The sequence below is a fragment of the Microlunatus sp. YIM B11417 genome (assembly GCF_059617205.1).
This window is the reverse complement of the sequence record NZ_JCAMPJ010000002.1, coordinates 437,039-451,691: the sequence shown is the minus strand read 5'-3', so window position 1 is coordinate 451,691 and position 14,653 is coordinate 437,039. Positions and strand designations below refer to the sequence as shown.

The following is a 14,653-nucleotide window of genomic DNA, read 5'->3' as shown; positions in this document are numbered from 1 at the left end:
TTGGGCCGGACGTCAGCCGGTCTCCCCCGGCTCGGGCACCACCTCGGCCGAGGCGGTGAGCGGAACTGCCGGCACCAGCATCGACAGCGGCCGGGCCTGCAGCCGTACGGTGACGATCGTGGTGTTGCCCGACGTGTCGATCATGATCACCGAGCCGTCGGGGGCATCCCGCTTCGCGCGGGTGATCCCGGCCTCGTCGCCGCGGGCCGCCTGCCGTGCGACCTCCGCCGCCGTGTCACCGCACTGCAGCTGCAGCACGATCAGACCGATCCCCCAGCTCAACAGGCTGAGCAGCGCCAGGGCCGCCAGGATGGAGACGGCCAGTTCGGCCGTCACCATCCCGCGGTCCCGGATCCGGCCCATGCCGGCGTCGCCCGATCGCTGCCGCTGATCACTCGTCGACATGGCCGGTCCGGTCACTTCAGCAGGCCGGTCAACCTGCCGATGATGTCCAGCACCACCTTCACCAGCGACTCCTCGACCGGGCCGCTCGTCACGATCGCCAGCAGCACCCCGGCCAGAGCAGCGGCGGCGACGATCCCGAGCACCCACTCGGCACTGACCAGACCGCGTTCGTCCCGCTGGAGCACCGGCGTCCGCGCCTCCGGCTCGGCCGCGCGCGGCTCCAGTTCCACACTCGAATCCTTCATGATCTCCGACATCTCCTGCTCCTTCAGTCAGGCACCGCTCGGACCGCCGAGTGGTGCCGCATCCACCGCGGATACGCCCGGGAGTCTGCGCGGCTCGGCCGGAATCCACCGCAGGCAAAGAAATCTGTTGATAAGCCAACGGACAACACCGCAGCTGTGGACAACCCCGAAGCGCGCCACGCCACCCCGACCACCCGCGTCGTCGAGTGTGCGGTTGCGATCATCTGAAATCGACTTCTACGGTCCGTAACGTCACGCTCGACGCGGCGCGGCCTCGAAGTGGGACTTGGCGGGCGGTCGCGTTGCGTATGACGGCGGCCGCGCTGTGGACGGCTGATCGCCGTCCCGGTGCAGGTGGCGGGCATCGGCGGCGCACCGAGCGCCCTCCCCTGTCGTCGAGTGTGGCGGCTGCGGAGCGCGTCGGGCGGCGCAGCCACGCAACGGCCGGATCCCAGGAAACACATCGCGACGAGCCGCAAACCCGGCCCGCGGGCGCCTGCTGGCCGGAGAGGAGCAGCGCCGGACCTGGTAGCCGCAACCCGCCCTCGCAACCCGAGCCACGCCCAGCAGCCGCACCTGACCGGTGTTGGTCGACAGTTCCCACCGACCGACGCAGGCCTGGATGCGCTCGACAGCCGCATCGGGCTCCAGCCGCGGCGGCGGCGGGGTTCAGCGGCACCGGATTCGGTGGCGGGAGCTCGTTCTCCGGTGGCGGCAGGGGTTTCTCCGGCGGCGGTGGTCGCGCCGGGGAGCGGCCGCCGGCGCATTCCCGGCCGAACCTCGATCCGCCACGAGCCAGGCCTCACCCGACCGACGTGGGTCCGGGCCGAACCAGACAGCCACACCCGCCGAGCATCCGCTGCGTCCGGGAGTCGACGCTTCGGCTCGGTTCAGGGGGTGCCGAACACCTTGAGGAGGGCGGAGGCGACGGTGGGGACGATGCCGATCAGGATGAAGGCGGGGACGAAGCAGGCCATCAGAGGAAGGACCGAGCGGACGCCGACGGCTCGGGCGACGATCTCGATGGCCGCTCGGCGGCGCTGCCGGGCGAACTCCGCGTGCCGGCGCAGCCCTTCCGCCAACCTGGTGCCGGATTCCACCGAGCGGGCCAGGTCGACGGCGACCGGGGCCCAGACCGGGTCGCGGCGCAGCTCGCGCCACGCCTCCTCCTCGGGCCGGCCGAGCTCGATCTGGGCGAGCACGCGGCGCAGGTCCTCGGCCACCGGGCCGCCGGAGGCGGCAGCGACCTCCCGGACGGCGCCACGCAACGGCAGCCCGGCGCCGACCGCGGCGCCGAGCAACGCCAGGGTCTGCGGCAGATCCATGATCAACTGTTGCCGCCGCCTCCGGTACGCCCCCGTCTCGACCCAACCGGTCACGACGGTCACCGCAAACCCGGCGGCGCACGCCGCGGGCATGATCAACAAGCCGACGTCGGGTGCCCTGACCAGGCCGATCATGATCAACACGACCATGATCACGATCCCGGCCACGATCCGCAGCCGGAGCGCGGGGGCGCCGGGCCGCCCGGCCAGCAGCCGCCTGACTCCGGTGCGCCGGTCCCGATCATGGCCCGCTTCGTCGCCGAGCCGTTCCGCCCGGCGGCGCGGCCCGTGCAGCAACAGCGCCATGGCCAGCCCGGCCAGGCCGGCGGACGCGATCATCCAGGTCGTGCCGTCCATCGATATCTCCCTACTCGTGCTCGGCCTGCCGGGCCAGAGCGTCGACCCAGAGGATGCCGGCGGCCGCCAGCAGGGTTCCGCCGACCAGGCAGGCCGAGCCCACCGGCTCGCTCCAGAGGAAGCCCAGCGGGTCTCCGCCGATCAGGTAGCCGAGGCCGATCCCGAGCAGGGGCAGCACGGCCATGATCTTGCCGCTGGCCCGGGGCGCGGCCAGTTCGCCCGCGACCATCAACCGGACCGTCTGATCAGCACCGAGACTGTCGGCGATCTGATCGAGGGCCGCGGAGAGCGGGGCGCCGGTGCTGTGGCAGACCTCCCAGCCGCGGGCCAGCTCGAGCAGTCCGGCGTGCCCGGGCAGCCGGGACTGGCGGCGCCAGAGCTCGGCGACGTCGGCGCCCAGCCGGTCGGCGCGCTCGGCCTCGGCGAGGACCGGGTGATCCGACGCGGCCGCGGCCAGCGCGTCGGCCGGGATCTTGCCGACCCGGACCTCGTTGGCGAGCGCCCGGCACGCATCGGCGATCTCGGCCTCGGCCCGGATCGACCGGCCGCGACGTCCCCCGCCCATGATCATCCGGAGGGCCAGGCCGCCCAGGATCACCCCTGCCGTCGCGTAGGCGGCACCGCGCCCGCCGGCCAGCACACCGGTGATCACGACGGCGGCCACCGCGATCGGCAGCAGCACCAGCCACCGCCGCCGGCCGGCCATCCGCACCGGCACCCGGCCATCGGCCGCGAGGCGATCCAGCACCCGCCCGCCCGGCCGGGGCGGCATGATCAACATCGCCGCGAGCGCGGCCAGGACCAGGGCCAGCAGTGTCATGCTCGCCCCAGAAGGCGTTCCAGCCGGGCGGCCGACGGCCCGCGGCACGGCCGGCCCTCCCGGTCGAAGCTCAGCGCCGGCTCCGCGACCACCAGGCCGCTGGCCGGATCCTGGGCCAGCGTTGCTATCTCGCCGACCCGGCGCTGCCCCGACCGGTCCCGGACCAGATGCACGACCACGTCGACGGCCGCCGCCAGTTGTGCGTGCAAGGCGGCACGGCCGAGACCGCCGAGTGCCGCCAGCGCTTCCAGGCGAGCGGGCACCTGGCTCGCGGTGTTCGCGTGGACCGTGCCACAGCCGCCCTCGTGGCCGGTGTTCAGCGCGGCCAGCAGGTCGCACACCTCCGCGCCGCGCACCTCGCCGACGACCAGCCGGTCCGGTCGCATCCGCAGGCACTGCCGGACCAGGTCGGTCAGCGTCACCGCGCCCACACCCTCGGCGTTGGCCGGCCGGCCCTCCAATCGGACCACGTGCGGATGGCGCGGCGCGAGCTCACGGGAGTCCTCGGCGATCACGATCCGTTCCGTCGGCGGGACCAGCCCGAGCAGCGCGGCCAGCAGGGTGGTCTTGCCCGACCCCGTACCGCCGCTGATCAGGAAGGCCGACCGGGACTCGACGATCGATGTCAACAGGTCCGCGGCCGGTTCGCTGACCGAACCCGAAGCGACACAGTCGGCCAGCGAGAACGTCCGGGACGCGGGGATCCGCAGCGACAGACAGGTGCCGGGCGCGGCCAGGTTCGCCAGCACGGCATGCACCCGGGTCCCGTCCGGCAGCCGGGCGTCGACGAACGGGGAGGCGTCGTCCAGCCGCCGGCCCACCGACGCCGCCAGCCGCTGGGCCAGCCGGCGCAGCTCCGCCTCGTCGGCGAACGTGAGCTCCGTCCGCAGCAGGCCGGCGCCGGCATCGACGTACACCTCGTCGGGGCCGTTGACGACGATGTCGGTCACGCCGGGCAGCCGGAGCAGCGGTTCCAGCGGTCCGGCGCCGACGCTGTCCCGGCGCAGCACCTCCAAGGTCTCCAGCAGCACGGCATCGGTGACCGCGGTGCCCTCCGCCCGCAACGCGGCCGCGACGTCGGCCGGGGTGTGCTCCCGGCCCAGCCCGGCCAGCCGGGCCCGGATCGGTTCCAGTTCCAGGGTGGTCATCGCGTCGCTCAGGCTGCCCGACCGGACGTGGGACGGGACTCGGCCGCCTCGTCGTCGGCGTCCAGATCGTCGAGCAGTCGTCGACAGGCCCGCGCCAGCGAACTGCGCGACGCCCGGCCCGGCGGCTCGCCCCGGTCGGCCGCGCGGGACACCGCCGCTTCGCCCTGGAACGTCGCCGCGACCTCGAGCCCGAGCCCGGCGCCCACCGTCACCTCGTCCACCTGGCCGCTGGACCGGGTCCGGAGCACCGCGCTCACCGGGCCGCACTGCCCGTCCAGCTCGGCCAGGGTCTGCCGTGCCGCGGCCAGGCCGCGGATCTCGCCGGAAACGACCAGATAGGTACGGTCGGCCCGTCGCAACACCTCGGCACCAGCTTCGGACGGCACCCGCGGCAGGTCGGCGACGACGAGTTCGTAGTCCCGCAGCCCGGCCAGCAGTACGGCGCGGATCGCCTCGGCCGGAAGCTCTGTCGGCGCGACCCCGGCCTGCCGCGGCATCGACAGCAGATCGACCCCCTCGACCCGGGGCAGCTGCCCGGCCAGCTCGCCCAGGTGCCCGCTGGCCCGCTCCAGCCGCGGCCAGCGCCAGCCCGGTTCCTCCTCGGCCCCGAGCACCAGATCGATGCCGCCGCCGCGTGGATCGACGTCGATCAGCAGCGTCGACCGACCGTCCCGCGCCGCCAGGTACGCCAGCGCGGCGGCACACGTGGTCGCCCCGGCCCCGCCGGACCCACCGACGAACGCGGCCAGCCTGGTGTCGGTCGCCCGCCGCCCGCTCGCGTCGGCGACCGCGGCGGTCAGCCAGGACGCACCGCTCGGCAACAGCACCACCGCCGCGCTCAGCGGCCCGGACCAGCGCGGCGCCTCGCCACCGGCCTCGTCCGCCGCGACCAGATAGACATCGTCCCGCCGGGGCAGCCCGAGCGTGGCCAGCCGCGGCGCCACCTCGAGTCCGACGATGACCAGGTCGGCGATCGACCAGAGGCCGCGGATCGCGCCAGCGTCGGGCAGCACGCGCGGCTCGACGCCCGCGGCCGCGGCGATGGCAAGGACCCCGTCCAGCAGGTCGGGATCGGTGGCCAGGATGACGATCTGGGGGTAGCGGGGAGGTGCGTGTCTCATGCCGGGGACTCTGCGCCGGAAACCGACCGTCCGCCGCCGCCAAGAAAATCTGTGGACAACGAAAATCGTCCGGGCCTACCTGTGGACAACCCTCGTTCCATGATCAACTTCCGAAGTTGATCATGATCCGGACGGGTCCGGGCCAGGGCGGGGCCGACCCCGCCCGTGGCATCGCCGAGGTCCCGGCTGATCACACCGATGAAACTCAAGCGTGCCACGAAATTGCTGGTCTACAAGGTCTTTTCATTGGCTCGAAATCGAGGTAGAAATAGCAGCAAGGAAAACGACTCGCGAACACCAGGTGGTCGGAGAAACGATCTTTCGAGATCCGTCCGGACAGTTGGAAGCGACGAGCCAGATTCCTTGCATGACAGCCGAGTACCCACGCGAGGATCACCCACCTTCAATGGGTTGTTGCGCCATCGGGCGGCCCGACGCTGAGAGGGCACGCGCCTTGGCCAACACTATGGGCCGTGCGCGCTTGGTCGCTCGGATATGTCGTGCTTGGCGGCGCCCGCTGTAAAGCGGGCGCCGTTATTACGTGCGGGGCCGAGTTCTCGATTCACCGAGTCGCATCGCCAGCCGCTCGGCGGCCCCGGTCACCGCCCGAGCCACGTACGCGATCCACGGCCCGACCCCCGACACCTCGGCGTAGCCGGCCAGCCGTGCCCGGTACTCCTCACCCAGGTCCCGATGCCCGGCCGGCACCGGCACCACGCCGAGCGGGTCGACCCCGCGCGCGACCAGAACGGCCTGCTCGATGACTCGGGCCACCACACCGTCGCCGACACCGAACGGCGCCACCGTCGCCAGCTCCGCATGCACCACCGCAGCCAGGACCAGGGCCGGTGCCTCGCTCGGCGCGGTCAGCAACCGCTGCAACCCGGTCAGCCGTTCGCCGGCCTCGGGCCGGATCCGACCGAGGTCCTCCGGCGCCACCAGACCGTGCGCGACCAGCGTGTGGGCACGGGCGATGGCCTGGCCCGGGGCCCGCAGGATGGAGCCGGCCAGCTCATGCAGCTCACCCGCCGCCCGCACCGCACCCGGCAGCAGACCCTCCGGATCGTCGGTCAGTTCGGCGTTGGCGCGGGCCCCGTCCAACAGGGCCCGGGCGCGCAATTCCGGGGCGATCCGGCGCAGACCGCGGTCCCGCAGCACCGCATCGACCGCGTCCCGCGCCGAGGCCACCGCGGACGGTACGCCCTCCAGTCCGGACAGCGCGATCAGCGGGTCGGATTCGGTCACCGGCCCAGTGTGCTGCCCCACCCGTCGAAGGGCCAACCTCCACAGTGATCACGCCTGCGACCACGAGTGCAGGGTCGCTCTGAAACGTGGCGCCGGGCGGGGTCCGGGCGCGCCCAGCGCAAGGCCGACGAGGAAGGGATGACGACCGGTGAGAACGCAGCGATGTGCGTGCCCGGGCGCCGCCGGGTGCCACGGTTCAGGGGCGACACTGCACTACAGTCAGGGCCATGCAGGGTCCGCGATCTTCCCCGTTTCCGGCCCAGGCGCCGGCGTGGATGGTCGGCGACGGGCCGGCGCTGGTGCTCGACGTCGGGTCCGGTCGCGGCGCCCTGGCCGGCATGCTGCATCAGGCCGGTCACCAGGTGTGTTGCCTCGATCGGAACGAAACGGCGATCCGCCGGCTGACCGAACGGCTGGGCACCCGCTCCGTCGTCGGGCAGGTCGAGTCGCTGCCGTTCCTGGCCTGCCATTTCGATGTCGTCACGGCCGCGCAGACACTGCACCGCTTCGCGCCCGGGCTCGCCCTGTCCGAGATCGCCCGGGTGCTCCGGCCCGGCGGCCGACTCGCCGTCCTGTACGTGACCCGGGACGACACCGTGCCCTGGGTGCAACGGTTGGCCGCACTGCTGCAGCGCTACGACCCGGCCGCGATGACCGGCGACTACGGCGCCGACTCGGTCGACTGGATCGCCGAGAGTCCGTACTTCACCGAGCTGACCCGGAAGAACTTCCGCAACTGGGTGCCGGCCACCCGGGACGACCTGCGGGACATGGTCCGCCGCCGGCCGGCCACGGCGCAGCTCTCCGGTGACGAGCGGGACGAACTGCTGGCCCAGGTCGACGAGTTGTACGCCTCGGTCGCGCGGCCGCCGGAACCGCTGATGCTGCCGTACCAGATCTCCTGCTGGCGAGCCGTCGTTGATCACTCCCAACTCAACCCGGCCGAAGCCGACAGCGGGGTTCAGATCCGCCTGTAGTGTCGCTGGCCAAGCCTGCAACCCGGACGATACTGTCGATCTTGGTTTGCCCGCGTCAGTCTGCGGCTCTCAGTGTGGAGGTTTCTCGTGGTTCAACCCCCTTTGCCAGGTCCGGCCCTTCCCGGTGACGAAAGTCCCGAGGCCCGTGCCTACAGCACCATCGCCCGCAGCCAGGAGTTCGGCGAATTGCGGCGCCGCTACCTCACGTTCGCGGTGACGGCCACGATCGTCTTCATGATCTGGTACATCGCCTATGTCATCTGCAACAACTGGGCCCGCGACTTCATGAACATGAGAGTGGCCGGCCACATCAACGTCGCGTTGATCTTCGGGCTGTTGCAGTTCGTGTCGACCTTCCTGATCGCGTTCCTGTACGCCCGGCACTCGCGCAAGTCCCTTGATCCGTTGGCCGATCAGCTGCACGAGAAGTTCGAGGACGAGCGGACGGAGGCGACCCGGTGATCACCATGATCCCGCTGGCGACGGAGAGCAATCGTTTCCTCACGATCGCGCTGTTCCTGGTGATCGTCGCGTTGACCCTCTACATCACGTTCTGGGCGTCCCGGCACACCAAGAACGCCAACGACTACTACGCCGGCGGCCGCTCCTTCTCCGGCTTCCAGAACGGTCTGGCGATCGGCGGCGACTACATGTCGGCCGCCTCGTTCCTCGGCATCTCCGGCTCCATTGCCCTGTACGGCTACGACGGCTTCCTCTATTCGATCGGGTTCCTGGTCGCCTGGCTGGTGGCGCTGCTGCTGGTCGCCGAGCTGCTGCGGAACTCCGGCAAGTACACGATGGCCGACCAGCTGGCGTTCCGGATGCGGCAGACCCCGGTCCGCGCCGCGGCGGCCAGCTCGACCATCGTCGTGTCGATCTTCTACCTGCTGGCTCAGATGGTCGGCGCCGGCAGCCTGGTCGCGCTGCTGCTGTCGGTGGACAGCCCGCTGCTGAAGAACCTGGTGATCGTCGGCGTCGGCATTCTCATGATCGTTTACGTCACGCTGGGCGGCATGAAGGGCACCACCTGGGTCCAGATCGTCAAGGCGGTGCTGCTCATGATCGGCACCTTGTTGATCAGCATCCTGGTGTTGGCCAAGTTCGGCTTCAACCTCTCCACCCTGCTCGGCGCGGCCGCCGAGCACACCGGCAAGGGCGAGGCGTTCCTGCAACCTGGGCAGCTCTACGGCAAGACGCTGGTCGGCAAGTTCGACTTCCTGTCGCTGGGCCTGGCCCTGGTGCTCGGCACCGCCGGCCTGCCGCACATCTTGATCAGGTTCTACACGACGCCGACCGCGAAGGCCGCCCGCAAGTCGGTGCTCTGGGCGATCGGCCTGATCGGCGCCTTCTATCTGATGACGCTGGTGCTCGGCTTCGGCGCCGCCGCGCTGCTGGACACCTCGAAGGAGGGCGCGGTCGCGAAGTCCACCGGCAACCTGGCCTCGCCGCTGCTCGCCCAGGCCGTCGGCGGCGGCGATTCGATCGGCGGCTCGGTGCTGCTGGCGTTGATCGGTGCGGTCGCCTTCGCGACCATCCTGGCGGTGGTCGCGGGGCTCACCCTGACCTCGGCGTCATCGGTGGCCCACGACCTGTACGCGAACGTGATCATGAAGGGCCGGGCGAGCGAGAAGAGCGAGCTGTTCGTGGTCCGGATCGCAGCGTTCGTGATCGGCGCCGTGGCGATCGCCCTGGCCATCCCGGCGCAGCGCCTGAACATCGCGTTCCTGGTGGCCCTGGCCTTCGCGGTCGCCGCCTCGGCCAACCTGCCGGCCCTGATCTACAACCTCTTCTGGCGCCGGTTCAACACCTCGGGTGCGATCTGGAGCATCTACGGCGGCCTGATCGCCGCGGTCGGGTTGGTGTTCTTCTCGCCGGTGGTGTCGGGCGCGCCGACCTCGCTGATCCCGAGCGTGAACTTCGCCTGGTTCCCGCTGAACAACCCCGGCCTGGTGTCGATCCCGATCGGCTTCCTGTGCGGCTTCCTCGGCACGATCCTGAGCCGGGACCGGACCAGCCAGGCTCGCTACGACGAACTCTCGGTCCGCGCGCTGACCGGCGCCGGAGCCGAGAAGGGGACGCAGCACTAGACCGCTCTGACGTCGCGCGCCGGATGATCTTCCACCTGGATCATCCGGCGCGTTCGTTTCCGCGGGGTTACAGCCTGTCTCACCATGGCGAACCCTGTCCCCCGGTCGTCCGGTTGTGCGACGATTCGTCCTGAAGATCACGTAACTCGGGGGAGTTGGGGATGACGCTTGAGCTGGACCTGCGTCCGGTCCTGATCACGGCGGCCGAAATCCGGCTGGCCGTGCTCGCCGTCGTCCTGGTGATCGCGGTCTCGGCCGCCTCCGCCCTGGTGACCCTGCCCGAGGGTCTGCGCCTGGTCGTCCTGTTCGTCCATCTCGGTTCGCTCATCGTCGGCTTCGGTGCCGTGCTCAGCATCGACTGGTACGGGCTGCTCTGGCTCCGCGGCCGGGCCACTCTGGCCGACCTGGTCAACCACTCCCACCGGGCCAGCGCCCTGACCTGGTGCGGACTGACCGGACTGTGCCTCAGCGGGATGCTGCTCGGGCCGCAGCTCGACTCGCCCCTGACCTTGATCAAGATCGCCGCTGTCGCCGGAGCAGCGGCGGTCGGGGTCTGTGCGCTGGCGGCGGGTCGGCGGCTGCGCAGCTGGCAGCACGACCCGCCACGGCAGGTGCTGCTGTTCGGCGCCGTCCTCGCCGGGGCGTCCCAGGTGTTCTGGTGGACCGCGGTCGTGATCGGCTTCCTGGCCCGGGAAGCCCGCTGATCAATCCGCCGGCCGTACGTCCGCGATCGCGCTGATCATCCGGGCCGCGCCGGCGTCGCCGGTGTGCACCAGCAGACGCCGGGCGTCTCGCGGAACCGCCCAGTGCGGCAACCGGTCCGGTTCCGCGGTGATCAAGGTCAGCTCGACGGCCTGCGCGAACGGAGCCCCGTGCGGCAGCCCGCCCGGTGCGAACACCCGGACCACGCGGACCTCACCGATCCCGGACCAGGGCAGCCGGCAGCGCAGTTCGGCGCGCCACAGGAACCGTTCCCGGACCAGCTGGATCCCGGCCGGTTCCACCTGGACGCCGCCGCGAGCCAACCGCGCCGGCAGCGCCCAGCCGACCAGCCCGGCCAGCCCGGCACCGGCCAGCACCGGCACCAGCGGCCACAGCAGGTCCTGCCAGAGCGGGGCGTTCGCGAACGGCCGCAGCCCGGACCCGAGCCAGCCCGCACCGACCAAGATCAACGCGACGGCCGCGATGATCATGGACGCCAGCCCGCGCCGGGGCAGCGCGATCCAGCGCACCGTCCGTACCAGCGGCTCGGAGTTGTCCAGCTCACCTTCGGGCACCCGGCGGGAGAGCAGATGGCGGAGCTGATCGGCCGTCCTCGGGTCACCGGCCTTGATCATCAATCGCGGCCGGTCCGCCACCACGCGCCGAGCCTCGACGCCGGGCGGCACCACCCGGACCCAGCCGGGCAGCGGCGGCGGCGCCGGACTCTGGTTCAAGATCAACTCCAGGACCGTGGCCGGTCCGCGGTTGCTGGTCCGCTGGTCGTCCGGGTCGATCAACGGGCCGGGATCGGCGAAGACTCCGGAGAGTCCGCGCAGCTCCGCCCAGGGGATCCGCCACCGGCTGCCGGGCTGCCAGCCGAGGCGATCCCGGCGCAGCTCGAGCCCGTCCGGACCGACCTCGATCCCCTGCCGGGCCAGCGCCGACGGCGCGAACCTGATCACCACCAGCAGCGCGAGCACGGCGAGCGTGATCATCACGATCAGGACCGGATCGGTCCACCCCGAGGTCGTCCCGGCGGCGAGGAGCGACCACAGCGGCAGCTGGGTGGCGGCAAGCCCGACCAGGGAGGCCAGACCCCAGGTGACGACCGGCCCGAGCCGTACCGACACCCAGGTGCTGGCCGGCAGCGGACGCGCGGCCGACGGCCGGGCCAGCCGTTCGACGGCCGCGGCGACCTGGTCCAGTTCCGCCTCGGGAAGCTGCACCAGGAGTCGGTGATCATCGGCCGGCTGCCCGTCGACCGGGGTCACTCCGGGCGGGACCGCGGTGCACCAGACCGGCCCGCCGCCGGGTGTCGGCTCGGCGACTGTGATCGACAGGACCGCCCGCCCGTGGGAACGCAGCGGTGTCACGGCGGTGATCGAGGCAGGCGGCAGCAGGACCCGCCAGCCTCGGAACCACCACCGCGGTTCGGCGAAGAGGATCAGGCCGGCCGCGTCGGTCCGGACGCCCTGGCGGGTCAGGAAGCACGGCAGCCGGACCAGCAGCACCAGCACGACCGCCAGAGCCACCAGCGCGACCAGGGCCACGACGACCGCGATTCCGGTCTGCCGCGGGAACAGCAACACCGCGGCGACTCCGGCCAGGACGGCGACCGGGACCAGCACGGCGAACGACCGACCCAGTTGGGCTCGCTCGACCGCGCCGAGCGGGAAGGTCTCCGAGCCCGGACCCTCGTGCTGCGTCACGGCGGGTAGTCAACCAGCCCGTGGTCGATCGGTCACGGGCCGGACGAGTGTGTCAAGGTTGTCCCGGCTGGGCCACACCCCGGCTCAGCAGCAGAAGGAGGAGACGCCAATGCCCGACCCGGGCGCACTGATGGCCGCCGAGATCGCCGAACAGCCGGCGGCCTGGCGGCGGTTGTCGATCGAGGGGCGCGACCAGGTGCGCGCCGCGGCGCGGCGGATCGCCGACTACGCGCCGCGCTTCGTCCTGTTCGTCGCTCGCGGCACCAGTGATCATGCCGCGCTGTACGCGAAGTACCTGACCGAGATCGTGCTCCAGTTGCCGGCCGGGCTGGTCTCGCCGTCCACCATGACCACGTACGGGTCGCGGCCGGATCTCCGGCAGACGCTGATGATCGCGGTCAGCCAGTCCGGCGGGTCGCCGGACCTGATCCAGTCGCTGCAGGTGGCCCGGGAGCGCGGCGCGCTCACCCTCGCGGTGACCAATCAGCCGTCCTCGCCGCTGGCAGAGGTCGCCGAGCTGGACCTGGACATCCGCGCCGGCGAGGAGCGGGCGGTGGCGGCGACGAAGTCGTACACGACGCAGTTGCTGGCGCTCTATCTGCTGCTGGACGCGGTTCGCGGCGGCGACGGGTCGGCGACCGACGGGCTGCCCGAGCTGGCCGACCAGGTGATCGCCGACAACGACCAGTTCGTCCGGCTGGCCGAGCGGTACCGGTTCGCATCCCGACTGGTCAGCACCGGCCGCGGGTACTCGTACCCGACGGCGCGAGAGGCCGCGCTGAAGCTGATGGAGACCTCCTACCTGTCGGCGCAGGCCTTCTCCGGCGCCGATCTGCTGCACGGCCCGCTGGCCATGATCGACCGGCAGGTGCCGGTGCTGGCGACGATCAACGACGGCCACGGCGGCGCGGCCATGCTGCCGGTGCTGTCCCGGCTTCGTGATCTTGGTGCGGACGTCTGCTGCGTCGGTGCCGGTGAGGCGGTCAAGGCCGCGTCGGCCGGCTACGCGCTGCCCGGCCGGGTCGCCGAGGAGGTGTCGCCGCTGCTGGAGATCATTCCGTTCCAGCTGCTGGCGCTGCATCTCTCGGTCGCCCGCGGGTCCGACCCGGACGCCCCGCGCGGTCTGGCAAAGGTCACCGAGACCCTCTGATCCCGGGGCTTGGCCCTTCGACAGGCTCAGGCCCCGTCGACAGGCTCAGGGACCGTACGGTCCCGCAGCGCGCCGGGCGGCCCCCGGAGCCCGCCCGGCGCTGCTCTCCGCCGTCACTTCGACGCGTTCGCGGCCCGCCGCTTGTTGAAGATGTCGAACGCCACCGCGAGCAACAGCACGAAGCCCTTGATGAAGGCCTGGGCCTCGGTGCCGAGGCCGAGCAGCAGCATGCCGCTGTTCAGCACGCCCATGATCAAACCGCCGATCATGGCCCCGGTCACGGTGCCGACGCCGCCGGTCACCGCCGCTCCGCCGATGAACACCGCGGCGATCGCGTCCAGCTCGAACCCGTTGCCGGCGTTGGGCAGCGCGGAGTTGCTCCGGGCCGTGAACGCGATGCCGGCGATCGCCGACAGCACGCCCATGTTGACGAAGAGCCAGAAGTCCACGGCCTTCGTGTTCACGCCGGACAGCTGCGCCGCGAGCAGGTTGCCGCCGCGGGCGTACACGTGCCGGCCGAAGACCGAGCGGTTCATCACGACGGTGTAGCCGAGCACCAGCGCGGCCAGGACGATCAGCACGATCGGGGTGCCGCGGTAGCTGGCCAGCACGAAGGTGATCGCCAGCAGGAAGATCAACATGAACGCGAGCTTGACCACGAACCACCACAGCGGCTCGTCCTCCAGCTGCAGCTTGACCCGCTTGCGGCGTTCCCGGATGCTCTGCGCCAACAGGGCGATCGCGGCGACGAAGCCGAGGATCAGCGTCAGCGGCTCGAAGACCGACTGGCCGCCGGCGAGGTCGGGCAGGTAGCCGACTCCGATCTCGGCGTACTCCGGCGGGAACGGCGTGATCGGCACGTTCTGCAGCACCATCTGGGTGAGGCCGCGGAAGGTCAGCATGCCGGCCAGCGTCACGATGAACGCCGGGATCCCGATGTAGGCGACCCAGAACCCTTGCCAGGCACCGATCAGCGCCCCGATCACCAGGCTGGCCAGGATGCCGAGCCAGACCGGCCAGTGCCAGTTGACGATCAGGATGCCGCTCATCGCACCGACGAACGCGACCACCGAGCCGACCGAGAGGTCGATGTGCCCGGCGATGATGATCATGACCATGCCGATGGCCAGGATCAGGATGTACGCGTTCTGGCCGATGATCGAGGTCACGTTGCGAGGCGTCAGCAGGTTGCCCTGGGTCAGCCCCTGGAACAGCGCGATGATCACCACCAGCGCGATGAAGATGCCGACCTGGCGCAGCCGGCTGGCCAGGAAGGCCATCGCGCTGCCCGCCGGGGCCGGTCGCGGCGTGATCTTCATCGTCTCTGGTGTCTGTTCCTGTGACGGCGTGTTGAGCGACATC

The 14,653-nt window shown here is 71.4% G+C and carries 14 protein-coding genes; 5 read left to right on the top strand and 9 right to left on the bottom strand.

From position 1 onward, the window contains the following. Positions 1–12: 12 nt before the first annotated feature. From AC6CCG_RS12380 to AC6CCG_RS12350, 7 genes are all read right to left on the bottom strand, one after another. Positions 13–405 carry a TadE family type IV pilus minor pilin gene (locus AC6CCG_RS12380; protein ID WP_496654840.1) on the bottom strand — a complete coding sequence of 131 codons (393 nt, stop codon included), beginning with the start codon at positions 403–405 and terminating at the stop codon, positions 13–15. A gap of 11 nt (positions 406–416) precedes the next feature. Beyond that, positions 417–662: a DUF4244 domain-containing protein gene (locus AC6CCG_RS12375; protein ID WP_496654839.1), complete on the bottom strand. Its 246-nt coding sequence runs from the start codon at positions 660–662 to the stop codon at positions 417–419. An 878-nt stretch (positions 663–1,540) separates the two neighbouring features. Then, positions 1,541–2,332 carry a type II secretion system F family protein gene (locus AC6CCG_RS12370; RefSeq protein WP_496654838.1) on the bottom strand — a complete coding sequence of 264 codons (792 nt, stop codon included), beginning with the start codon at positions 2,330–2,332 and terminating at the stop codon, positions 1,541–1,543. A gap of 10 nt (positions 2,333–2,342) precedes the next feature. Beyond that, entirely contained in the window at positions 2,343–3,152 is an 810-nt protein-coding gene (locus AC6CCG_RS12365; protein ID WP_496654837.1) for a type II secretion system F family protein, read from the bottom strand. Continuing rightward, positions 3,149–4,300, bottom strand: a complete 1,152-nt coding sequence (locus tag AC6CCG_RS12360; protein ID WP_496654836.1) for a TadA family conjugal transfer-associated ATPase — start codon at positions 4,298–4,300, stop codon at positions 3,149–3,151. The genes AC6CCG_RS12365 and AC6CCG_RS12360 overlap by 4 nt, the downstream gene beginning before the upstream one ends. A gap of 8 nt (positions 4,301–4,308) precedes the next feature. Beyond that, positions 4,309–5,421: a septum site-determining protein Ssd gene (gene ssd, locus AC6CCG_RS12355; RefSeq protein WP_496654835.1), complete on the bottom strand. Its 1,113-nt coding sequence runs from the start codon at positions 5,419–5,421 to the stop codon at positions 4,309–4,311. A 537-nt stretch (positions 5,422–5,958) separates the two neighbouring features. Next, positions 5,959–6,666, bottom strand: a complete 708-nt coding sequence (locus tag AC6CCG_RS12350; protein WP_496654833.1) for a Fic family protein — start codon at positions 6,664–6,666, stop codon at positions 5,959–5,961. Positions 6,667–6,893: 227 nt separating this feature from the next. Here AC6CCG_RS12350 and AC6CCG_RS12345 point away from each other — a divergent pair, with 227 nt between their 5' ends. The 4 genes from AC6CCG_RS12345 (at position 6,894) to AC6CCG_RS12330 (ending at position 10,434) form a co-directional block, all read left to right on the top strand. Next, complete coding sequence (locus tag AC6CCG_RS12345; protein WP_496654832.1) at positions 6,894–7,643, top strand: class I SAM-dependent methyltransferase; 750 nt, start codon at positions 6,894–6,896, stop codon at positions 7,641–7,643. Positions 7,644–7,730: 87 nt separating this feature from the next. Beyond that, entirely contained in the window at positions 7,731–8,105 is a 375-nt protein-coding gene (locus AC6CCG_RS12340; RefSeq protein ID WP_496654831.1) for a DUF485 domain-containing protein, read from the top strand. A gap of 5 nt (positions 8,106–8,110) precedes the next feature. Next, positions 8,111–9,730, top strand: coding sequence for a monocarboxylic acid transporter (locus tag AC6CCG_RS12335; protein WP_496655398.1), 1,620 nt, complete (start codon positions 8,111–8,113; stop codon positions 9,728–9,730). Positions 9,731–9,891: 161 nt separating this feature from the next. Then, on the top strand, positions 9,892–10,434 hold the full coding sequence (locus AC6CCG_RS12330) for a hypothetical protein (RefSeq protein WP_496654830.1): 543 nt from the start codon (positions 9,892–9,894) through the stop codon (positions 10,432–10,434). Here AC6CCG_RS12330 and AC6CCG_RS12325 read toward each other — a convergent pair whose 3' ends face one another. Further along, positions 10,435–12,141: a hypothetical protein gene (locus AC6CCG_RS12325; RefSeq protein WP_496654829.1), complete on the bottom strand. Its 1,707-nt coding sequence runs from the start codon at positions 12,139–12,141 to the stop codon at positions 10,435–10,437. A 109-nt stretch (positions 12,142–12,250) separates the two neighbouring features. Here AC6CCG_RS12325 and AC6CCG_RS12320 point away from each other — a divergent pair, with 109 nt between their 5' ends. Further along, complete coding sequence (locus AC6CCG_RS12320) at positions 12,251–13,291, top strand: SIS domain-containing protein (protein ID WP_496654828.1); 1,041 nt, start codon at positions 12,251–12,253, stop codon at positions 13,289–13,291. A 113-nt stretch (positions 13,292–13,404) separates the two neighbouring features. Here the strand turns inward: AC6CCG_RS12320 and mmsB are convergent, their stop codons facing one another. Next, the gene (mmsB, locus tag AC6CCG_RS12315; RefSeq protein ID WP_496654827.1) at positions 13,405–14,652 is read right to left on the bottom strand and encodes a multiple monosaccharide ABC transporter permease; all 1,248 of its coding nucleotides are present in this window, start codon (positions 14,650–14,652) and stop codon (positions 13,405–13,407) included. Position 14,653: the final 1 nt, after the last annotated feature.